At 70.2% G+C, this 21,614-nt stretch carries 20 protein-coding genes; 3 read left to right on the plus strand and 17 right to left on the minus strand.

The window, feature by feature from the left end; genetic code table 11:
- Position 1 precedes the first annotated feature (1 nt).
- From atpD to prmC, 11 genes are all read right to left on the minus strand, one after another.
- Entirely contained in the window at positions 2–1,462 is a 1,461-nt protein-coding gene (atpD, locus tag ABEA46_RS18260) for a F0F1 ATP synthase subunit beta (RefSeq protein WP_345546574.1), read from the minus strand.
- Positions 1,463–1,491: 29 nt separating this feature from the next.
- Complete coding sequence (locus ABEA46_RS18265; protein WP_345546576.1) at positions 1,492–2,388, minus strand: F0F1 ATP synthase subunit gamma; 897 nt, start codon at positions 2,386–2,388, stop codon at positions 1,492–1,494.
- A 20-nt stretch (positions 2,389–2,408) separates the two neighbouring features.
- Entirely contained in the window at positions 2,409–4,046 is a 1,638-nt protein-coding gene (atpA, locus tag ABEA46_RS18270) for a F0F1 ATP synthase subunit alpha (protein WP_345546577.1), read from the minus strand.
- Between the two features lie 61 nt (positions 4,047–4,107).
- Complete coding sequence (locus ABEA46_RS18275; RefSeq protein ID WP_345546579.1) at positions 4,108–4,899, minus strand: F0F1 ATP synthase subunit delta; 792 nt, start codon at positions 4,897–4,899, stop codon at positions 4,108–4,110.
- Complete coding sequence (locus tag ABEA46_RS18280) at positions 4,899–5,453, minus strand: F0F1 ATP synthase subunit B (RefSeq protein WP_345546581.1); 555 nt, start codon at positions 5,451–5,453, stop codon at positions 4,899–4,901. The genes ABEA46_RS18275 and ABEA46_RS18280 overlap by 1 nt, the downstream gene beginning before the upstream one ends.
- Before the next feature lie 28 nt (positions 5,454–5,481).
- Complete coding sequence (gene atpE, locus ABEA46_RS18285; protein ID WP_141893086.1) at positions 5,482–5,718, minus strand: ATP synthase F0 subunit C; 237 nt, start codon at positions 5,716–5,718, stop codon at positions 5,482–5,484.
- 45 nt (positions 5,719–5,763) lie between these two features.
- On the minus strand, positions 5,764–6,525 hold the full coding sequence (gene atpB, locus ABEA46_RS18290) for a F0F1 ATP synthase subunit A (RefSeq protein WP_345546582.1): 762 nt from the start codon (positions 6,523–6,525) through the stop codon (positions 5,764–5,766).
- Between the two features lie 243 nt (positions 6,526–6,768).
- Positions 6,769–7,254, minus strand: a complete 486-nt coding sequence (locus ABEA46_RS18295; protein WP_345546584.1) for a Cg1360 family ATP-synthase-associated protein — start codon at positions 7,252–7,254, stop codon at positions 6,769–6,771.
- The gene (locus ABEA46_RS18300; protein ID WP_345546586.1) at positions 7,251–8,471 is read right to left on the minus strand and encodes an MraY family glycosyltransferase; all 1,221 of its coding nucleotides are present in this window, start codon (positions 8,469–8,471) and stop codon (positions 7,251–7,253) included. The genes ABEA46_RS18295 and ABEA46_RS18300 overlap by 4 nt, the downstream gene beginning before the upstream one ends.
- A complete protein-coding gene (locus ABEA46_RS18305) occupies positions 8,468–9,190 on the minus strand; it encodes an L-threonylcarbamoyladenylate synthase (RefSeq protein ID WP_345546587.1) in 723 nt (240 codons plus the stop codon). Before ABEA46_RS18305 ends, ABEA46_RS18300 begins: the two co-directional genes overlap by 4 nt.
- A 57-nt stretch (positions 9,191–9,247) precedes the next feature.
- Positions 9,248–10,126: a peptide chain release factor N(5)-glutamine methyltransferase gene (gene prmC / locus ABEA46_RS18310; protein ID WP_345546588.1), complete on the minus strand. Its 879-nt coding sequence runs from the start codon at positions 10,124–10,126 to the stop codon at positions 9,248–9,250.
- A gap of 103 nt (positions 10,127–10,229) precedes the next feature.
- On the opposite strand from prmC, the gene cysK (ABEA46_RS18315) reads away from it, so the two are divergent.
- From cysK (ABEA46_RS18315) to epsC, 3 genes are all read left to right on the plus strand, one after another.
- The gene (gene cysK, locus ABEA46_RS18315) at positions 10,230–11,168 is read left to right on the plus strand and encodes a cysteine synthase A (protein ID WP_345546589.1); all 939 of its coding nucleotides are present in this window, start codon (positions 10,230–10,232) and stop codon (positions 11,166–11,168) included.
- A gap of 107 nt (positions 11,169–11,275) precedes the next feature.
- Positions 11,276–12,229: a cysteine synthase A gene (gene cysK, locus ABEA46_RS18320; protein WP_345546591.1), complete on the plus strand. Its 954-nt coding sequence runs from the start codon at positions 11,276–11,278 to the stop codon at positions 12,227–12,229.
- Positions 12,226–12,810 carry a serine O-acetyltransferase EpsC gene (epsC, locus tag ABEA46_RS18325; protein WP_345546593.1) on the plus strand — a complete coding sequence of 195 codons (585 nt, stop codon included), beginning with the start codon at positions 12,226–12,228 and terminating at the stop codon, positions 12,808–12,810. Before cysK (ABEA46_RS18320) ends, epsC begins: the two co-directional genes overlap by 4 nt.
- A gap of 3 nt (positions 12,811–12,813) precedes the next feature.
- On the opposite strand, the gene ABEA46_RS18330 is transcribed toward epsC, so the two are convergent.
- From ABEA46_RS18330 to thrC, 6 genes are all read right to left on the minus strand, one after another.
- A complete protein-coding gene (locus tag ABEA46_RS18330; RefSeq protein WP_345546595.1) occupies positions 12,814–15,636 on the minus strand; it encodes an ATP-binding protein in 2,823 nt (940 codons plus the stop codon).
- 61 nt (positions 15,637–15,697) lie between these two features.
- Positions 15,698–16,096: a hypothetical protein gene (locus tag ABEA46_RS18335; protein ID WP_345546597.1), complete on the minus strand. Its 399-nt coding sequence runs from the start codon at positions 16,094–16,096 to the stop codon at positions 15,698–15,700.
- 75 nt (positions 16,097–16,171) lie between these two features.
- The gene (gene prfA / locus ABEA46_RS18340) at positions 16,172–17,251 is read right to left on the minus strand and encodes a peptide chain release factor 1 (RefSeq protein ID WP_345546599.1); all 1,080 of its coding nucleotides are present in this window, start codon (positions 17,249–17,251) and stop codon (positions 16,172–16,174) included.
- A 3-nt stretch (positions 17,252–17,254) separates the two neighbouring features.
- The gene (gene rho / locus ABEA46_RS18345) at positions 17,255–19,369 is read right to left on the minus strand and encodes a transcription termination factor Rho (RefSeq protein WP_345546601.1); all 2,115 of its coding nucleotides are present in this window, start codon (positions 19,367–19,369) and stop codon (positions 17,255–17,257) included.
- A gap of 192 nt (positions 19,370–19,561) precedes the next feature.
- Positions 19,562–20,521 (minus strand): homoserine kinase, encoded by a 960-nt coding sequence (gene thrB / locus ABEA46_RS18350; RefSeq protein ID WP_345546603.1) that lies wholly within the window; start codon positions 20,519–20,521, stop codon positions 19,562–19,564.
- Complete coding sequence (thrC, locus tag ABEA46_RS18355; protein WP_345546605.1) at positions 20,518–21,606, minus strand: threonine synthase; 1,089 nt, start codon at positions 21,604–21,606, stop codon at positions 20,518–20,520. The genes thrB and thrC overlap by 4 nt, the downstream gene beginning before the upstream one ends.
- Positions 21,607–21,614: the final 8 nt, after the last annotated feature.

Below are 21,614 nucleotides of genomic sequence, written 5' to 3' on the forward strand. Positions count from 1 at the left end.
ATCAGCCGTTCTCCTTCTGGATGCGCGCCCACTGCTCTTCGACGTCGGAGATGCCGCCGACGTTGAAGAACGCCTGCTCGGCGACGTGGTCGAACTCGCCCTTGACGATCGCGTCGAACGACTCGATGGTCTCCTTGATCGGAACCGTCGAACCCTCGACACCGGTGAACTTCTTCGCCATGTAGGTGTTCTGCGAGAGGAACTGCTGGATGCGGCGCGCGCGGGCGACGACGATCTTGTCCTCTTCCGAGAGCTCGTCGACACCGAGGATCGCGATGATCTCCTGGAGCTCCTTGTTCTTCTGGAGGATCTGCTTCACGGCGGTGGCGACGCGGTAGTGGTCCTCGCCGATGTAGCGCGGGTCCAGGATGCGGCTCGTCGAGGTGAGCGGGTCGATGGCCGGGTACAGACCCTTCGACGCGATCTCACGCGAGAGCTCGGTGGTCGCGTCGAGGTGCGCGAACGTGGTCGCCGGCGCCGGGTCGGTGTAGTCGTCGGCGGGGACGTAGATCGCCTGCAGCGACGTGATCGAGTGGCCGCGCGTCGAGGTGATGCGCTCCTGCAGGATGCCCATCTCGTCGGCCAGGTTCGGCTGGTAGCCCACCGCGGAGGGCATGCGGCCGAGCAGCGTCGACACCTCGGAGCCCGCCTGCGTGAAGCGGAAGATGTTGTCGATGAACAGCAGCACGTCCTGCTTCTGGACGTCGCGGAAGTACTCCGCCATCGTCAGCGCCGACAGGGCGACGCGCAGACGCGTCCCGGGCGGCTCGTCCATCTGGCCGAAGACGAGCGCGGTCTTGTCGAAGACGCCCGCCTCCTCCATCTCGCCGATGAGGTCGTTGCCCTCACGGGTACGCTCGCCGACACCGGCGAACACCGACACACCACCGTGGTCCTGCGCGACGCGCTGGATCATCTCCTGGATCAGGACCGTCTTGCCGACGCCCGCACCACCGAAGAGGCCGATCTTTCCACCCTGCACGTAGGGGGTCAGGAGGTCGATCGACTTGATGCCGGTCTCGAACATCTCGGTCTTGGACTCGAGCTGGTCGAACGACGGCGCCTGGCGGTGGATGCCCCAGCGCTCGGTGACCTCGACGGTCTCGCCTGGAGCGGCGTTCAGGACGTCACCCGTGACGTTGAACACCTTGCCCTTGGTGACGTCGCCGACGGGGACCGTGATGGGGCCGCCGGTGTCGCGCACCTCCTGGCCGCGGACCATGCCGTCGGTGGGCTTGAGCGAGATCGCGCGGACGAGGTCGTCGCCGAGGTGCTGAGCGACCTCGAGCGTGATCTCGGCTGACTCGCCGTCGATCGTGATCGTCGTCTTGAGCGCGTTGTAGATGTCGGGGATCGAGTCGTGCGGGAACTCGATGTCGACGACGGGGCCGGTGACGCGGGCGACGCGGCCAACAACCGACGTCCCGGTCTTGGCGCCTGTCTCTTCAGCGGTGAGGCTCATGGCTTCTTCTCTTTCGTGTGGTCTTTACGTCACTTGCCCGACGCCAGCGCGTCGGCGCCGCCGACGATCTCGGCGATCTGCTGCGTGATCTCGGCCTGGCGCGCGTTGTTGCGCAGGCGCGTGTAGTCGGTGATGAGCTTGTCGGCGTTGTCGCTGGCGGACTTCATCGCCTTCTGCGTCGCGGCGTGCTTCGCCGCCGACGACTGCAGCAGCGCGTTGAAGACGCGGCTCTGGATGTACACCGGCAGGAGCGCGTCGAGGACCGTCGCGGCATCCGGCTCGAACTCGTAGAGCGGGTAGACCTGCGCCGAAGAGTCCTCTTCGGCCTCGACGACCTCGAGCGGGAGCATGCGCACCGTCTCGGGAGACTGCGTCATCATGCTGACGAAGCGGTTGTAGACGAGGTGGATCTCGTCGACGCCACCGGTGTCACCACCGCGGTCGTACGCGTCCAGCAGTGCCGCCGCGATCTCTTCCGCGGTCGAGAAATGAGGCGTGTCGGTGTCACCCGTCCACTCCCCTGCGCTCTCCATGCGGCGGAACTGGAAGTACCCGACGGCCTTGCGGCCGACCAGGTAGAACACCGGCTCCTTGCCCTGCTCGCGCAGCAGCTGCGCGAGCTCGAGGCCCTCACGGAGGATCTGGGAGTTGAACGCGCCCGCCAGGCCTCGGTCCGACGAGAAGATCACGACGGCGGAGCGGCGGATCGTCTCACGTTCGACGGTCAGCGGGTGGTCGACGTTGGAGTGCGTCGCCACGGCGGAGACGGCCCTCGTCACGGCCCGCGCGAAGGGCGACGACGCGCGCACACGCGCCATCGCCTTCTGGATGCGCGAAGCCGCGATGAGTTCCATCGCCTTCGTGATCTTCTTGGTCGTCTGAGCAGAGCTGATCTTCTGCTTGTAGACCCGGAGTTGTGCGCCCATGGTGGTAGCCCAGGCCCGCCTTAGCGGCGGCCCTTGACGATCTTCTCCTGGTTCACGTCTTCGGCCTCGGCCGCCGCGACCTCTTCGTGGCCCGGCTTGCCGATCGCCTGGCCCTTGCCGGCGCGGAACTCGAGGATGAACTCGTCGGTCTTCGCGCTGAGCTCGGCGACAGTGTCGTCGTCCAGGACGTTCGTCTCACGCAGCGTGTCGAGGATCGTCGTGTTGCGACGCAGGTAGTCCAGCAGCTCGCGCTCGAACGACAGCACGTCCTCGACCTCGATCGTGTCGAGCTTGCCGTTGGTGCCGGCCCAGACCGAGACGACCTGCTCCTCGACCGGGTACGGCGAGTACTGCGGCTGCTTGAGCAGCTCGGTCAGGCGCGCGCCACGGGCGAGCTGACGACGCGATGCCGCGTCCAGGTCCGAGGCGAACATCGCGAACGCCTCGAGCGAGCGGTACTGGGCGAGCTCGAGCTTGAGCGTGCCGGAGACCTTCTTGATCGACTTGACCTGGGCGTCACCGCCGACGCGCGAGACCGAGATGCCCACGTCGACCGCGGGACGCTGGTTGGCGTTGAACAGGTCGGACTGCAGGAAGATCTGGCCGTCGGTGATCGAGATCACGTTGGTCGGGATGTACGCCGAGACGTCGTTGGCCTTGGTCTCGATGATGGGCAGACCCGTCATCGAACCGGCGCCCAGCTCGTCCGAGAGCTTCGCGCAACGCTCGAGCAGACGCGAGTGCAGGTAGAAGACGTCGCCGGGGTACGCTTCGCGGCCCGGCGGGCGGCGCAGCAGCAGCGACACGGCGCGGTAGGCCTCGGCCTGCTTCGACAGGTCGTCGAAGATGATGAGGACGTGCTTGCCCTCGTACATCCAGTGCTGGCCGATGGCCGAGCCGGTGTACGGCGCGAGGTACTTGAAGCCGGCGGGGTCCGAGGCGGGAGCGGCCACGATGGTGGTGTACTCCATCGCGCCGGCGTCCTCGAGCGCGCCCTTGACGGCCGCGATCGTGGAGCCCTTCTGGCCGATCGCGACGTAGATGCAGCGGACCTGCTTGTTGACGTCGCCCGACTCCCAGTTGGAGCGCTGGTTGATGATCGTGTCGATCGCGATGGCCGTCTTGCCGGTCTGGCGGTCGCCGATGATGAGCTGGCGCTGGCCGCGGCCGACCGGGATCATCGCGTCGATGGCCTTGATGCCCGTCTGCAGGGGCTCGTGCACCGACTTGCGCTGCATGACGCCGGGCGCCTGCAGTTCGAGAGCGCGGCGGCCGACGGTGGCGATCTCGCCGAGGCCGTCGATCGGGTTGCCGAGCGGGTCGACGACACGGCCGAGGTAGCCGTCGCCGACGGCGACCGAGAGCACCTCACCCGTGCGGGTGACCTGCTGGCCGGCCTCGATGCCGGCGAAGTCGCCGAGCACGACCGTGCCGATCTCGTGCTCGTCGAGGTTGAGGGCGAGGCCCTGGGTGCCGTCCGCGAACGTCACGAGCTCGTTCGCCATGACACCCGGCAGGCCCTCGATGTGCGCGATGCCGTCTGCGGCGTCGATGACGGTGCCGACCTCGGTGGCCGCAGCCCCCGAGGGCTCGTAGGCGGCGACGAAGTCCTTCAGCGCGTCACGGATGACGTCGGGGCTGATAGAGAGATCTGCCATTGTTTTCCTTCGTTCATGGGGCCTCGGCCCCGAAGTCTCCGCCGGTGGCGGGAAGTCTGTGTCAGCCGGCGAGCCGCTGACGGAGGTCGGCCAGACGCGACGAGACGCTTGCGTCGATCACGTCGTCCGCGATCTGGACGCGCAGTCCGCCGACGACCGTCGGGTCGACGATCGTGTTGAGCGAGACCCGCGTGCCGTAGCGCTTCGTCAGCGCCGCGGTGAGCCGGTCGCGCTGCGCAGCGCTCAGCGGCGCCGCCGCGACGACCGTCGCGACCGCACGGCCGCGCTGGTCGGCGACCAGCTTGGTCGCGCGCGACAGCAGCTGCCGTACGCGACGCTCACGGGGCTGGCGGACGAGGGACGCCGCGATCAGCGTCGCCCCTGCGCTCGCGCGGCCCTTCAGCAGCGACTCGACGAGCGTGCCCTTCGCGGCGGAGTCGCCGAGACGGCTCCCGAGCGCGAGCTCGAGCTCGGGGTTGTCTGCCACCGTCCGCGAGAACGCGAACAGCTCGGCCTCGACGTCGGCGTCCGCGTCGGCCACGGCCGCCGCGCGCACCGCGAGCTCTTCGATGCCGTCGATGAGGTCGTCGGCGGTCGACCAGCGCTGCGCGACGGCGGTCGTCAGCAGCGACGCCGTCGTGGGCTTCACGGCACCGCCGAAGACGGCTGCCACGACCTGGCGGCGAGCATCCGCCGGCGCGGCGGAGTCGGCCAGCGCGCCGCTCAGCTGCGACGAGTCGCCCACGGCGCGTGCCGCGGCGAAGAGCTCGCGGGCGACGTCGAGGTCGACGCCGGTCGCGGCGTCGAGCGCCGCGGTCGTCGCCGCGAGGGCCTGAGTGGTCGCGCTGCCCATTACGCCTTGGCCCCTTCGGACTCTTCGAGCTCTGCGAGGAAGCGGTCGACGACGGCCTGAGCCTTCGCGTCGTCCGCGAGGGTCTCGCCGATGACGCCGCCGGCCAGGTCGAGGGCGAGCGTGCCCACCTCGCTGCGCAGCGACACGAGCGCGGTCTGGCGCTCGGCCTCGATCTGCGCGTGAGCGGTCGAGGTCAGGCGGGCGGCCTCCGCCGAAGCGGTGTCCTTCGCCTCGGCGACGATCTTCTTGCCGTCCTCACGGGCGGCATCGCGGATCTCACCGGCCTCCTTGCGCGCCTCGGCGAGCTGCGAGGTGTACTCCTCGAGCGCGGCCTCGGCCTTGCGCTGGGCCTCATCGGCCTTGGCGATGTTGCCCTCGATCGCCGCGGAGCGCTCGTCGAGCATCTTCTTCATGCGGGGAAGGGCGACCTTCCAGAACACGAAGAGGATGATGATGAAGCAGACGGCCGACCAGATGATGTCGTACCACGCGGGGATCAGAGGGTTGGGAGCCTCTGCCTCCTCGGCAGCGTACGTGACAAGAGCGTTCAGCATCCTGTCTCCTTAGGACTGGTTGGGCGGATCAGTAGCCGAAGATGAAGGCGGTCGCGATGCCGATGAAGGCGAGCGCCTCGGTGAAGGCGATACCGATCCACATCAGGACCTGCAGGCGACCGGCCAGCTCGGGCTGCCGGGCGACGCCCTCGATCGTCTTGCCGACGACGATGCCGACGCCGATGGCGGGGCCGATGGCGGCGAGACCGTAACCGACGGTCGCGATCGAACCCTGAACTTCAGCGAGAACCGTAGTTGCGTCCACGGGGTGTTTCCTTTCGGTTGGGTGGGAGGGCGAGAGCCCGCCCGCTCAGTGCTCTTCAGCCACCGCGAGCTGGATGTAGACCGCGGTGAGGATGGTGAAGACGTAGGCCTGGAGGACGGCCACCAGGATCTCGAACACGGTGAAGGCGAGGCCGAAGGCCAGGCTGCCGGCGGCCAGCGCCGACCACCAGCCGCCCATCGTGAAGAGGAAGAACTGCGTCGCCGAGAAGAACAGGACGAGCATCAGGTGCCCGACCATCATGTTCATCAGCAGTCGCAGGGTCAGCGTGACCGGCCGGATGATGAACGTCGAGATGAACTCGAGCGGCGTCACGATGATGTAGAGGAACGGCGGCACGCCGGAGGGGAACAGCGAGTTCTTGAAGAAGTTCTTGGGGCTCTTCTTGACGCCCGCGTAGATGAACGTCACGTAGCTGATCAGGGCGAGCAGCAGCGGGACCGCGATGATCGCGGTGCCGGCGAGGTTCAGGAACGGGATGATGCCCGTCAGGTTCATGAACAGGATCATGAAGAACATCGTCGTGAGGATCGGCAGGAAGCGGGCGCCGTCCTTCTTGCCCAGGAGGTCTTCGGCGACGTTCACCCGGACGAAGTCCAGACCCATCTCGACGAGGCTCTGGAAGCGGCCGGGGACGACCTTCATCCGGCGCGTGCCGATCCAGAAGACCAGCACGATCGCGATCACCGCGATGAACTGGATCAGATGGATGCGCGTGACAGGGATGACACCGAACGCATCGAAGAGGACCGGAGGGAAGAACTCGTCGATCGACGGACCGTGGAACACGGGCGGTTCATCCGTGGCAAAGGGGGCGATCAGGGTCGCAGCATGAATAGACAGCGCTGGCTCCAGCTTCGGGGCACCGGTAAGAACCGTTGCGACGATGGTCGGTGAGCGTCACTCCGCCGCCACCACTCGCCATCCGATTCAGGCAGGTGAGAGGCACGCGGGCGGGCGCGTGTTCAGCCTATCAAACTTGAGAGCTCGCTGAATCCGTTCGGCCCCTTTTACGCCTGCATCGATCGGACGTCAAGCACCCGCGCCGGAATCATCGGTGCGGTCGCCCGCGTCCGGATCGCTCGGAAGCTCCGTGTCGACGACCGGGACGCGCATGCGGATCATCACGATGACGTCGATCGCGAGCGACGCGAGCACGCTCACGACGAGGGCGACGAAGAACACCGGCCCGACGATCCACGGCTGGTCGCGCAGGACGAACAGCGCGATGAGGAACACGACGAACTTGAGGAGCCAGCCGCCCAGGACGATCCCGAAGAAGATCGGGACGTACAGCGCGTCGCCGAACCAGCGGTTGGCGATGAGGATGCTGGCGGCCGTGATCCCGAGGAACAGCGCGGCGATCAGCACGCCGGCCAGTGCGCTCCACAGGCCGTCGACGCCGGCCACGAGATAGCCGACGATCGCGCCGACGACGGCGAGGGCAGCGGTGACGGATCCCGACCACACCAGGACGGTGCGCAGGATCGGGGTGCTGGAGACGGGGCTGGGGCTCATCGGGCGGCCTCCTCGGTCGCGGGATAGGGCGGGATCGTGTGGTCGGGTGCCGCGCCGGGCTCGGGTCCGGGATCGGATGCCGCGACCGCCGGCCGCCGGCGCGAGGGCGTGAAGGTCACGACGAGGCAGGCGGCGATGCCCACCACGCCGTACAGCACGCCGAACAGGTAGTCGCCGGGCCACTCCAGGGTGGTGCCGATGTACATCAGCAGCACCGACAGGCTCACCAGCGCCGTCCACGCGTAGAAGATCAGCACGGCGTCGCGGTCGGAGTGCCCCATGTCGAGCATGCGGTGGTGCAGGTGCTTGCGGTCGGGCGAGAACGGCGACTTGCCCTTGCTCATGCGCCGCACGACGGCCAGTCCGAAGTCCAGCAGCGGCAGCAGCACCACCACCACCGGCAGCAGGATCGGGATGAAGGCACCCAGCAGCTGCGAACGGCCGAACTCGTCGTTGTCGCCGACCATCGCGGGCGTGAAGTTGCCGGTCAGGGCGATGGCGGAGCAGGCCATGAGGAGCCCCAGCATGAGGGCTCCGGCATCCCCCATGAACAGCTTCGCGGGACTCCAGTTCAGCGGCAGGAAGCCGATGCACGCACCGACCAGCACCGCCGCTATGAAGGACGCCAGGTTGAAGAACGTGCTGGCGCCGGTGTCGCGCACCACCATGTACGAGTACGCGAAGAACACGCCGTTGGCGATGAGGCAGACGCCCGCGACCAGTCCGTCGAGGCCGTCGATGAAGTTCACCGCGTTCATCACCACGACGATCGAGAACACCGTGAGCGTGAAGCTCACCCAACTCGATCCGATGGCGAGCCCGCCGATCGGCAGCGAGTAGATCTGCAGCTGGCCGAACCACGCGATCACGCCGGCGGCGAGGAACTGGGCGCCGAGCTTGATCATCCAGTCCAGGTCCCACAGGTCGTCGGCCACGCCCACGATCACGATCAGCGCGGTCGCGCCCAGCAGCGCGTAGATCTGCTGGGGCTGCGCCCACACGATGGCGAAGAAGGGATGCTGCGACGACACCGCGAAGGCCGCCACGACGCCCAGGAACATGGCGATGCCGCCGAGGCGCGGGGTCGGGGTCTTGTGGACGTCGCGCTCGCGGATGCCCGGGTACAGCTTGTACTTGAGGCTGAGCCGCCACACGGCCCACGACAGGATGAAGGTGACGGCCGCCGTCAGGATGATCGTGAAGACGTACTGTTTCACGAGCCGTCGGGCTCCGGCTGCGCGTCGGGGTCGGCCTCGAGCAGGTCGCCCAGCACGCCGCGCAGCTGGGCGCGGCTGACCGCTCCCTCCCGCAGCACGGTGACGCGCGGCCCGGCGTCCGCCTCGGGGTCGTCTGCCGCCGCCGCGCCGACGAGCCTGGTCGCGTCGATGATCGTCGAGGGGATGCCGTCCTTGGACGGTCCGTCGCCGAGGTATACGGCGACGGAGTCCTTCAGCATGTCGCGGGCGTCCTCGGGCGTGATGCCGGCGGCCATGCCGGTCAGGTTGGCACTGGAGACGGCGAGGGGGCCGGTCTCTTCGAGCAGCTCCAGGGCGATCCGGTGCGCGGGCATGCGCACCGCGACCGTGCCGCGCGTCTCACCGAGGTCCCACGACAGGGACGGCTGCGCGGGCAGCACGATGGTCAGGCCGCCGGGCCAGAACTCCTCGACGAGGCGCTCGATCGGCTCGGGCACCTCGGCCACGAGGGCGCGCAGCGTCGCGACGCCGGCGACGAGCACCGGCGGCGGGGATTGGCGGCCTCGGCCCTTGGCAGCCAGGAGCCGCGCCACCGCCTGGTGGTCGAAGGCGTCGGCGGCCACGCCGTAGACGGTGTCGGTGGGGATCACGACGAGCTCGCCGCGGCCGATGGCCTGGCGCGCCTGGCGCATGCCCGAGAGCAGCTGCGCCTCATCACGGCAGTCGAAGATGGGGGACATATCGCCGGATAGTTTAGCCGCGCGCGGTCAGGAACCCCCGCGCGCCCGTCCAGGAGCTCACGGACGGAGCGCCGTGGTCGCGCGGTCGCGCATCGTGAGATCGGGGTGCGTCGCGGCGGCCCGCCATCCGTCGGCCTCGAGGATGCCCCGGATCGCCTCGCCCTGCCACTCCCCGTGCTCGATCACGATCACGCCGCCGGGGTGCGCGAGGCGCAGACCCACACCGCTCAGCACGCGCACGACGTCGAGGCCGTCCTCTCCCCCGTACAGCGCCGCCGGCGGGTCGAAGAACCGGACCTCGGGATCTCGCGGGATGGCGGCATCCGGAACATAAGGAGGGTTCGACGCGACCACCGACACCGTGCCGTCGAGCTCGGGGAACGCGTGCGCCAGATCGATGAAGGCGAGATGCGCGTTGCCGGCGCCGGTCTCGGCGAAGTTCTGCGTGGTCCAGACGAAGGCGTCGACCGAGTTCTCGGCCGCATACACCTGGGCGTGCGGGACTTCGGTGGCCATCGCGAGGGCGATCGCGCCGGAGCCCGTGCCGAGGTCCACCGCGATCGGAGAAGGGGATGCCGCCGCCCGCAGCGCGTCGATCGCCAGCTGCGCGACGACCTCGGTCTCAGGCCTCGGCACGAACACGCCCGGTCCCACCCGCAGCTCGAGGTGACGGAAGGGCGCGGTGCCGGTCAGGTGCTGCAGCGGCTCGCGCGTCGCGCGGCGCGCCACGAGCTCGTCGAGCCGCTCGGCGTCGGCGGGAGCGAGCACGTCGCCCCGGATCGCCGCCGCCTGCACTCCCCCGCGGCCCGTGCCGATCACGAATCCGAGCAGCAGCTCGGCGTCGACGGCCGGGTCGGGGACGCCGGCGGCGGCGAGGCGGTCGGCGGCGCGGCGGAGCGCCTCGGCGAGCGGCGTGGCGGGTGTCGAGGAAGTCATGGCCGATCCACTCTATTTCGCGTGCGTGTCACACAAGGACTCACGGCCGAGCCCGGGTTCTAGGCTGGGTCCGATCTGCCGTGAACCCTGCGAAAGGCCCGACATGCCCGGCATCCACTCCGATATCACCGCTGCTTTCGGCAACACCCCGCTCGTCCGCCTCAACCGTGTGACGGACGGCGCCGGAGCCGAGGTCTACGCCAAGCTCGAGTTCTACAACCCGGGTTCGAGCGTCAAGGACCGCCTGGGCATCGCCATCGTCGACGCCGCCGAGGCGTCGGGCGCGCTGCAGCCCGGCGGCACGATCGTCGAGGCGACGAGCGGCAACACCGGCATCGCGCTCGCCCTGGTCGGCGCCGCGCGCGGCTACAAGGTCATCCTTGCGATGCCGTCGTCGATGTCGGTCGAGCGCCGTCTGCTGCTCAAGGCCTTCGGCGCCGAGCTCGTGCTCACCGATCCCGCCGGCGGCATGAAGGGCGCCGTCGCCGAGGCCGAGCGCATCGCCGCCGAGACGCCGGGCGCGATCCTCGCCAAGCAGTTCGAGAACGAGGCCAACCGCCTCATCCACCGCAAGACCACCGCCGAGGAGATCTGGCGCGACACCGACGGCGACGTCGACATCTTCGTCGCCGGCATCGGCACGGGCGGCACCATCACGGGCGTGGGTCAGGTGCTGAAGGAGCGCAAGCCCGACGTGCGCGTCGTCGCCGTCGAGCCGTCGGCCTCGCCGCTGCTGTCGACCGGCACGCCCGGTCCCGCCAAGATCCAGGGCATCGGCCCGAACTTCGTGCCGCCGATTCTCGACACCACCGTGTACGACGAGGTCGTCACTGTCGAGTTCGACGACGCGATCTCGACGTCGCGCGCGCTGGCTGCAGGCGAGGGCATCCTCGTCGGCATCTCCAGCGGTGCTGCCGTGTGGGCCGCCATCCAGGTCGCGAAGCGTCCCGAGAACGCCGGCAAGAAGATCGTCGTCGTCACGCCCGACACGGGCGAGCGCTACCTGTCGACCGCGCTCTTCGAGGATCTGCGCGAAGATTGACCCGTCACGACGACGGCGCGACGGCGTGACCGACTCCGGTCGGACGCCGTCGCGCCGTCGTCGTCTGTCCATATGAGCTGCGCTCACCCCGAGAACTGGGAGCACCCGTGCCCGGCATCCATCCCGACATCACGACCGCGTTCGGCGACACCCCGCTGGTGCGGCTCAACGCGCTCACCGAGGGCCTCGACGCCGAGATCCTCGTCAAGCTCGAGTTCTACAACCCCGGCTCATCGGTGAAGGACCGCCTCGGCTACGCCCTCATCGAGGCGGCCGAGCAGTCGGGAGAGCTGCAGCCGGGCGGCACGATCGTGGAGTCCACGAGCGGCAACACCGGCATCGCGCTCGCCCTGATCGGCGCCGCGCGCGGCTACAACGTGGTGCTCACGATGCCCGCATCGATGTCGAAGGAGCGGCGCGCGCTGCTGAAGGCGTACGGCGCCGAACTGGTGCTCACCGATCCGTACAAGGGCATGACCGAGGCCGTCGAGACCGCGCAGCGCATCGCCGCCGAGCGACCGGGCGCCGTGCTCGCGCGGCAGTTCGAGCACGAGGCGAACGCGGCGATCCACCGCAGGACGACCGCCGAGGAGATCTGGCGCGACACCGACGGGCATGTCGACGTGTTCGTCGCCGGCTCGGGCACCGGCGGCACCGTCACCGGCGTCGGCCAGGTGCTCAAGGAGCGCAACCCCGACGTCAAGGTCGTGCTCGTCGAGCCGAAGGACTCCCCCGTGCTCACCGAGGGGCGCGCCGGCGGGCACCGCATCCAGGGCATCGGTCCCAACTTCGTGCCCGACGTGCTGGACCTCTCCGTCGTCGACGAGGTGTTCGACGCCGAGTTCGACGACGCGATCCAGGTCGCGCGCGACCTCGCGACCCGCGAGGGCATCCTCGCCGGGATGTCGGCCGGTGCCGCCGTCTCGGCCGCGCTGCAGATCGCCGCGCGGCCCGAATCGGCCGGCAAGCGCTTCGTGGTGATCGTGCCCGACTCGGGCGAGCGCTACCTGTCGACCGCGCTGTACGCGCATCTGCGCGACCCCGAGGAGGGCGGCAAGTGAGCGAGGTGCGCCTCGGATTCTTCGCGCGCGTCCGCGAGGACGTCGCCGCTGCCAAGCTCCGCGACCCGGCCGCCCGCTCCGGCGTCGAGATCGCCGTCCTCTACCCCGGGCTCCACGCCATCTGGGCCCACCGGGTGTGGCACGCGCTGTGGGTCCGCGACTTCCGCTTCGTCGCACGCGCCGGATCGCAGGTCACCCGCTGGCTGACCGGCATCGAGATCCACCCGGGGGCGACGATCGGCCGCCGCTTCTTCATCGACCACGGCATGGGCGTCGTGATCGGCGAGACCGCCGAGGTGGGCGACGACGTCATGCTCTACCACGGCGTCACCCTGGGCGGCCGTCAGCGCGAGGGCGGCAAGCGTCACCCCACGATCGAGGACGGCGTGGCCATCGGCGCCGGCGCGAAGGTGCTCGGCCCGATCACGATCGGCGAGGGCTCTGTGATCGGCGCCAACGCGGTGGTCACGAAGGACGCCCCCGCCGACAGCGTGCTGGTGGGGGTGCCGGCCAAGCCCCGCGCCCGCCGCATCGGCGACGACACGCGCGCACTGCTGACGACCCCTGAGTACTTCATCTGACGCTCACGCCGCCCCGCGGCGGTACACGGCTGCAGCGGCCGTGCGCGAGGGCACGTCCAGCTTGCGCAGCACCGCCGAGACGTGCACCGACACCGTCTTGGCGCTGATGTAGAGCCGCGCGGCGATCTCGCTGTTGCTAAGACCGGCCGCCACGAGCTCGAGCACCTGCTCCTCGCGGGCGGTCAGCACCGACGCGGACGCAGTGCCGGTGAGGCCGGCATCCGTCATCACCTCACGGGCTCGCTGCACGAGGCCCGCCGCGCCGAGCTCGTCCGCGTACGCGATCGCATCGGTCAGCGCGTCTCGCGCCGCGACACGGTCTCCGGCCGCGAGCACGTCCTCGCCGTGGCGCACCCGCGCATAGGCGCGGAGGTACGCGGGCCCGGTGCCCGTCGTCGCAGCGCTCCAGGGCCCCTCGCCGAGTTCGGCGGCGAACACGGCGGCCCACAGCGGCGTGATCTCCCAGCCGCGCCAGCCGCGCACGATCTCGCGGTACGGCTCGATGTCGGCGTCCTCGCCGCGTTCGCGCAGGAGGGCTGTCGCACGCGCCGCGACCGCCGCGAGCGGCAGGGCAAGGGCCGCTGAGCCTGCCGTCGTCAGCGCCGCCGAGGCATGCCGGAGGGCCTGGTGCGCATCGCCGCGGGCCAGCGCGAGCATCCCCAGGTCGTATGCCATGCCCAGGCGCGTCTGGAATTCGTACGCCCCGAACGCGTCGAGCTCTTCGCGCGCGGCGCTGAGCGCCGCTTCGGCCTCGTCGACACGGCCGCGCCACAGCGCCAGGCACAGCAGGCGCTCACGCAGGAACGCGGAGTACAGACTCGCCTCGATGAGGGGCAGCAGCCCCGCTCCGAGGTCGGCCGCCGTCTCCAGGCGCCCGCTGTACATGAGCGCCTCGATCGCGTTCGCTTCGACCATGACCTGTGCCCCGCGATCGGAGCGGTGGGCCCGCGCGTACTCCATGCCCTCGCGCGCCACGGCCACGGCGTCGTCGTAGCGGCCGACCAGCATGAGCGAGTTGGAGTAGTTGATGAAGTAGCGCATCATCGCGCGCACGAACCCCTCGGCGTGCGGACGCGCCTTCTCGAAGTCCTCGACGGCCCCGGGGTCGCCGCCGCTCGTGCCGCAGGTGGCGGCGATGAGCATGGCGTGCGCGACGAGCTCGGCCGCGACCGGATCGCCGGCCGTGGCGGCGGGCTCCGCCGTCGCCTGGGCGACGAGCGCGATCTCGCGCCCCACGCGCTGATCGCCGCTCATCATCTGCACGCGCGCCGACGTCACCAGCAGACCGGCCCGCTGCACATCGTGGCGCGGGTCGTCGCCGAGCAGCTCCAGCGCACGCGCGATGCTCGACGTGCCGTCCGAGGCGCCGGACTGGAACTCGGTGGTGGCCAGCTCGCCCAGCATCGCCGCCTGCCCGACCGGGTCGTCCGCCGGCCACGTGTCGACGGCGTCACGGGCGAACTCGACAGCCCGCTCCAGGCGGTTCGCCGACACGAGCGCGGCCGCGGTGCGGCGCAGCACCTCGGCCCGCGGCATCCCGCTCACCCGCTCGGGGTCGGGCACCGCGTTCCACAGCTCGAGCGCGCGCTCCCCCGTCTCGGCGGCCGTCGACCACGCCGATGCGCCGCTTGCCGCGGCCTGCGCGGCGACCGCCGCGGCCAGGGCGCGGTCGGGCACGTGCGCCGCGCGCCAGTGGTGCGCGATGTCAGCGAGCACGCGCGGCGTCGGCGGCAGGGCCTCCAGGGCCGCCGCGTACGCGGTGTGCAGGCGCGTGCGCTCCGTCGGCAGCAGCTCGTCGTACACCGCCTCCTGCATGAGCGCATGCCGGAACGCATACGCGTCGTCGCGGATCACCACGATCTGCGCGTCCACGGCTGAGCGCACCGAGGTCTCGAGGGCGTCCTCGTCGTCGTCGAACACCGCGCGCAGCACAGGATGGGGCACCTCGACCCCACCCGTGGCCAGGATGCGGGTGAACCGGCGGGCTGCGGCATCCATCCGCTCGTAACGCAGCAGCAGCACGTCGCGCAGCGACACCGGCAGCCGCTCGCCCGAGAAGCTCGCGAGCTCTTCGACGTAGAACGGGATGCCGTCGCTGCGCGCCGCGATGTCGTGCAGCACGCCCGCGGCCAGGGTCTCGCCCGACACCGCGTTGGCGAGGGCGCCGACCTCGACGGGGCTGAGCCGGGCGAGCGGGCGGTGCGTGAGCAGCCGTGACCGGTCGAGCTCGGCGAGGATCGGGCGAAGCGGATGCCGCCGCCCCATGTCGTCGGTGCGGTACGTGAGCACGACGAACAGGGGCAGCGCGGCGGTGCGCCGCACGATCCGCGCCACGATCTCGCACGTCGTGCCGTCTGCCCAGTGCAGGTCTTCCACGATGACAACGAGGCGGCGCGTGCGAGCCAGCTGCGAGAACAACTCCACCACGACGTCGGCGAGGCGCGCGGTGTCGGCCGGGGCTTCGGCGAGAGACGGCACGAGCACGCCGAGCGCGTCCGCACCAGGGCCGGCAGCCGCGCGCACCGCATCGACGCCGAGCGCGTCGACCAGAGCGCGCACCAGATCGGTGACCGCCGTCAGCGGCGCCGGGCCCGACCCTGTGTCGATGCAGGCGCCACGCAGCACCATGACACCGTCGCGCCCTTCTGCCCCGCCCAGCTCATCGGCGAAGTCGCGCAGCAGGCGGGTCTTGCCCATGCCGGCGTCTCCCGATACGACGACCGTTCGACCGACGTCGCCGACGCTGCCGACCTCGGCACGCAGGGCGTCGAGGTCTGCCTGACGACCGACCAGTGGAACGCTGCCGACCTGCATACCGTCCATCATTCCATCCAGCCTGGCGCCTGAGACGCCCGGCCGGATCGGGAGAAATCCCTATTCCGTCGCGTCAGCCGCGACGCTTCTGGGCCTGGTCCTTGATGAACAGCGGGGGCAGCAGCCACGTGGCCAGCGCCGTCACGAGCCAGACGATCAGCGTGCCGATGATCCAGGCGACCGCACCGTCGATGCCGATGCCCGCAGCCGGGATCAGCACCGCGATCAGCAGCGCCACGAACGTCGAGAGCAGGCCGACACCGCCGATCAGGGCGTTCGCGTGGCGTCGCGTGATCTTCAGCAGCCAGGGCGCGAGGATGCTCTGCAGCACGGCGAAGATCACGACGGCCAGCAGGATGCCCCACCAGTCGTTCCAGTGCAGGTAGAACCCCGGCAGGATCAGGTCGGCTGCGATGAGCCCGAGCGCCGCCGACACGAGGAAGATCAGGGCGCGGATGAGGAACGTGAGCACGCTCGAAGCCTAGTGGTCCGGCATCCCCTCACCGATGACGGCCGCCGCCGTGTGTCAGACCGTGTCGCGGGGGCGTCAGGAGTCGGTGCCGAGAGCAGCCAGCCGCGCCTCTTCGTCGGCCTGGATCGCCGACTCGATGATCGGCTCCAGAGCGCCGTCCATCACCTGGTCGAGGTTGTACGCCTTGTAGCCGGTGCGGTGGTCGGCGATGCGGTTCTCGGGGAAGTTGTACGTGCGGATGCGCTCGGAGCGGTCCATGCCGCGGATCTGCGAACGGCGGGCGTCGGATGCCGCCGCCTCCAGCTCCTCCTGCTGCTTGGCGAGCAGGCGGGCACGCAGCACGCGCATCCCGGCCTCGCGGTTCTGCAGCTGCGACTTCTCGTTCTGCATCGACACCACGATCCCGGTCGGAAGGTGCGTGATGCGCACCGCGGAGTCCGTCGTGTTCACCGACTGTCCTCCGGGGCCCGACGAGCGGAAGACGTCGATCTTCAGGTCGTTCGGGTCGATGTGGATCTCTTCCGGCTCGTCGACCTCGGGGAACACCAGCACGCCAGTGGTCGAGGTGTGGATGCGGCCCTGCGACTCGGTCGCCGGCACCCGCTGCACGCGGTGCACGCCGCCCTCGTACTTGAGATGCGCCCACACGCCCTGCGCGGGATCGGACGACGAACCCTTGATCGCGACCTGGACGTCCTTGTAGCCGCCGAGGTCGGACTCGTTGCGTTCGAGCAGCTCGGTCTTCCAGCCCTTCGACGCCGAGTACTGCAGGTACATGCGAAGCAGATCCGCCGCGAACAACGCCGATTCGGCACCGCCCTCGCCCTGCTTGATCTCCATGATCACGTCGCGGGCGTCGTCGGGGTCGCGCGGGATCAGCAGACGGCGCAGCTTCTCCTGCGCCGCCGAGAGCCCGGCTTCGAGGGCCGGGATCTCGGCGGCGAAAGCGTCGTCCTCGCGCGCGAGTTCGCGCGCGGCATCGAGATCATCGGATGCCGCCAGCCAGTCCTCGTGCGCCTTCACGATGCGCGAGAGCTCGGCGTAGCGCCGGTTCACCCGCTTCGCGCGCGCCGCGTCGGCGTGCACCGCGGGGTCCGAGAGCTCCTCCTGGACCGCGCGGTGCTCGTCGATCAGGCCGCGTACGGACTCGAACACGGGTCAGCGGATGCTGTTGTCGTGCGCGTGGCTGTGACCGCCGCCGTGGCTGTCGCGCGCCGGCGCCGGGATCGACTTCTGCATCTGCACGAGGAACTCGACGTTGGACTGCGTCTCTTTGAGCTTGCCGAGCACGACCTCGAGGGCCTGCTGGGGCTCGAGGCCGGCGAGGGCGCGGCGCAGCTTCCAGGTGATCTTGACCTCGTCGGGCGACAGCAGCATCTCTTCGCGACGCGTGGACGACGCGTTGACGTCGACCGCCGGGAAGATGCGCTTGTCGGCGAGCTGGCGGTTCAGGCGCAGCTCGCTGTTTCCGGTGCCCTTGAACTCCTCGAAGATGACGTCGTCCATCTTGGAGCCGGTCTCGACGAGCGCCGTGGCGAGGATCGTGAGCGATCCGCCGTTCTCGATGTTGCGCGCCGCGCCGAAGAAGCGCTTGGGCGGGTACAGGGCCGACGCGTCGACACCACCGGTGAGCACGCGACCCGACGTCGGCGCCGAGATGTTGTAGGCGCGGCCGAGGCGCGTGATCGAGTCGAGCAGCACGACGACGTCGCGACCGAGCTCCACCAGGCGCTTGGCGCGCTCGATGGCGAGCTCGGCGACCGTGGTGTGGTCCTCGGCGGGGCGGTCGAAGGTCGAGGCGATGACCTCGCCCTTCACGGTGCGCTGCATGTCGGTGACCTCTTCGGGGCGCTCGTCGACGAGCACGACCATGAGGTGCACCTCGGGGTTGTTGATCGCGATCGCGTTCGCGATCTGCTGCAGCACGATCGTCTTGCCCGCCTTCGGGGGCGCGACGATGAGGCCGCGCTGGCCCTTGCCGATCGGGGCGACGAGGTCGATGATGCGCTGCGTCAGCTTCTCGGGCGCGGTCTCGAGGCGCAGGCGCTCCTGCGGGTACAGCGGCGTGAGCTTGCCGAACTCGACCCGGGTCGCCGCGTCCTCGACCGACAGGCCGTTGATCGCGTCGACCTTGACGAGCGCGTTGTACTTCTGACGGCTCGACTGCTCGCCCTCGCGCGGCTGCTTGATCGAGCCGACGACGGCGTCGCCCTTGCGCAGGTTGTACTTCTTGACCTGGCCGAGCGAGACGTAGACGTCGCTCGTGCCGGGCAGGTAGCCCGAGGTGCGCACGAACGCGTAGTTGTCGAGCACGTCGAGGATGCCGGCGATCGGGATCAGGACGTCGTCCTCGCCGATCTCGGTCTCGAACTCGTCGCCGACCGGCTGCGTGCCCCGGCGCTTGTTGCGCTGACGGCCACGGCCGCCGGCCTGACCCTGCTGCTCGTCCACGGGCTCGGCCTTGGCGGGCTCGGCAGCCGGCGCCTCGGCGGGCGCGGACTGCGCCTGGCCGTTCTGCGCCTGGCCGTTCTGCGCGTTCCCGTTCTGCGCGTTCTGTCCGCGGTTGCGGCTGCGGCTGCGGCTGCGGCTCCGGCTGCGCGACGGCGTCTCGCCCTCGCCTTCGGCCGGTGCGTCGGCGGCGGGCGCCTCGGTGGCGTCGGCCTCGGCGGGCGCGTCACCCTCGGCGGCGGAAGCGTCGGCGGATGCCGCGTCCGCGACCTCGGCGGCAGGGGCGGCGTCGTCGGCGACGGGCGCCGACTCCTCAGCCTGTGCGGCGGCCTCTTCGACGGGCGCAGTGGCGGGCGCCTCCTCGGCCGGAGCGGCCTCAGCGGCCGGCGCCTCCTCAGCCGGAGCGGCCTCAGCGGCGGTGCTCTTGGCGCGGCGAGGCGCGCGCTTGCGCGGTGCCTTGACCGGCGGCGCAGGCTCGGCCGGGGCCTCGACGACCTCGGCGGCGGCTTCTTCGGCCACGACCTCGGCGGCCACGGCCTCGACGACGGCCTCTTCGGCCACGGCCTCGGCCACGACAGCTTCGACGACCGCGTCGGCGGCGGCTTCTTCGGCCTCCGCGGTGGGCTCGGCCTCAGCCTCGGCCACGGCCTCTTCGGCCACGACCTCGGCGACCTCGGCCTCGACGACGGCCGCCTCGGCGACGACGTCTGCTGCTTCCGCCTGGGCGACCAGGTCGCCGGCGGTGTCGACGCTCTCGACGCCTTCGGGCGCCTCGGCGCGCTCGTCGGCCGGAACGTCGGCGTGGATCTCGGAGATGGACTCCACGAGTTCTCCCTTGTGAAAAACGAACGGATATGCACGATCGCACGACAGCTGCGGGGGCAGCCGCCCAGCCATTCGGCAGGACTCAGTCCCGGCCGACGGGGTGAGGGACCGCGAGGGTTCTCAGCGGGCGTCGGCAGGTAAGAATGCCGTGCGGTGGTTTCGCAGAATTGCGACGGAGGCCAGATTCACGGGTTACGTGGAACCCTCCGCGTACTCCCTCACTGTACCACCCTTGAAGTCGACGGCGAGCATGAGCGACTCCCACGGGGTGTCGACCGCCACGTTCGTCGACGATGCCGCGAGCGCCGCCGCCTCCAGGCGACGGCCTGGCCCGTCGGCGAGCACGAGCACGCTCGGCCCCGCTCCCGAGACCACTGCGGCGAACCCCTCGGCCCGCAGCGCCCGCACCAGCTTGTCGGTCTCGGGCATCGCGCTCGCCCGATAGTTCTGGTGCAGCTTGTCCTCGGTCGCCGCCTGCAGCAGCTCGGGGCTCTGGGTGAGCGCCGCGATCAGCAGCGCCGACCGCGAGACGTTGAACACGGCATCCTCTCGCGGCACCTGCGTGGGCTGCAGGCTCCGCGCGAGAGCTGTCGACATCGTGAACTCGGGCACGAAGACCAGCGGCGACACGCCGCGGTGCACCAGCAGCTTCTTGTGCTGAGGCCCGTCCTCGTCGACCCACGCGATCGTGAGCCCGCCGAACAGCGCCGGGGCGACGTTGTCGGGATGCCCCTCGAGCTCGGTTGCGAGGCGCAGCAGCGCATCGGGCCCGAACTCGACGTCGCCCTCGAGGAGCCCCTTCGCGGCGAGCAGCCCCGACACGACGGCGGCGCCGGAGGAGCCGAGGCCGCGGCCGTGCGGGATCACGTTCTTCGCGACGAGCCTCAGGCCCGGCATCCGTCGTCCCACGGATTCGTACGCGTACGCGATCGACCGCACGACGAGGTGCGACGCGTCGCGCGGCACGTCGGCCGCACCCGCCCCCTCGACCTCGATCTCGAGCTCCCCCTCGGGGAGCGCGGTGACGTCGAGCTCGTCGTACACGCTCAGCGCGAGACCGAGCGTGTCGAAGCCCGGCCCGAGGTTCGCGCTCGTCGCGGGAACCCGGACCAGGACACGGCGCCCCGGAGCCGGGACGACGGGTGCGTTCACGCGGAGGCCGCCGCGGGGGCGAGCTCGAGGACGGATGCCACCTCGGACGTGGTCGCGTCGACCACCGTGGGCTCGACCTGCGAGCCGTCGGCGTTGCGCAGCGCCCAGTGCGGGTCCTTGAGGCCGTGGCCGGTGACCGTCAGCACGACGCGCGAGCCCTTCGGCACGATGCCGGCCTCGACGCGGTCGAGCAGACCGGCCACGCTGATCGCCGAGGCGGGCTCGACGAAGATGCCGACCTCGCCGGCGAGGAGCTTCTGCGCCGCAAGGATGCGCTCGTCGTCGATGGCGCCGAAGTAGCCGTCCGTCGCCGCACGGGCGTCGATCGCGAGGTCCCACGACGCCGGGTTGCCGATGCGGATCGCGCTGGCGACGGTGTCGGGGTCCTTGACGACCTCGCCGCGCACCAGCGGCGCCGAGCCCTCGGCCTGGAAGCCGAACATGCGGGGCACGCGCGTCGAGACGCCCGCCTGGGCCTCTTCGGTGTAGCCGCGCGTGTAGGCGGTGTAGTTGCCCGCGTTGCCGACCGGGATGAAGTGGAAGTCCGGGGCGTCGCCCAGCTGCTCGACGATCTCGTAGGCGGCGGTCTTCTGGCCGTCGATGCGGTCGGGGTTGACCGAGTTGACCAGGTGGACCGGGTAGTTGTCGGCGAGCTCGCGCGCGATCTCGAGGCAGTCGTCGAAGTTGCCGCGGATCTGGATGAGGCGCCCGTTGTGGGCGACGGCCTGGCTGAGCTTGCCCATCGCGATCTTGCCCTCGGGCACCAGCACGGCAGCGGTGATGCCGGCGTGCGCGGCGTAGGCGGCCGCCGAGGCCGACGTGTTGCCGGTGGATGCGCAGATGACTGCCTTCGCGCCGTGGTCGATCGCGCGCGACACCGCGACGGTCATGCCGCGGTCCTTGAACGACCCGGTCGGGTTCATGCCCTCGAACTTCACCCACACGTCGGTGCCGGTGCGGCGTGACAGCGCCGGTGCCGGCAGCAGCGGCGTGCCGCCCTCGCCGAGCGTGACCACGGTCGAGGTGTCGGTGACACCCAGTCGATCTGCGTACTCGCGGAGGACTCCGCGCCAAACATGAGCCATGTCGGTCT

Origin of the sequence: Microbacterium jejuense (genome assembly GCF_039544225.1) — a bacterium.
Lineage (GTDB): Bacteria > Actinomycetota > Actinomycetes > Actinomycetales > Microbacteriaceae > Microbacterium > Microbacterium jejuense.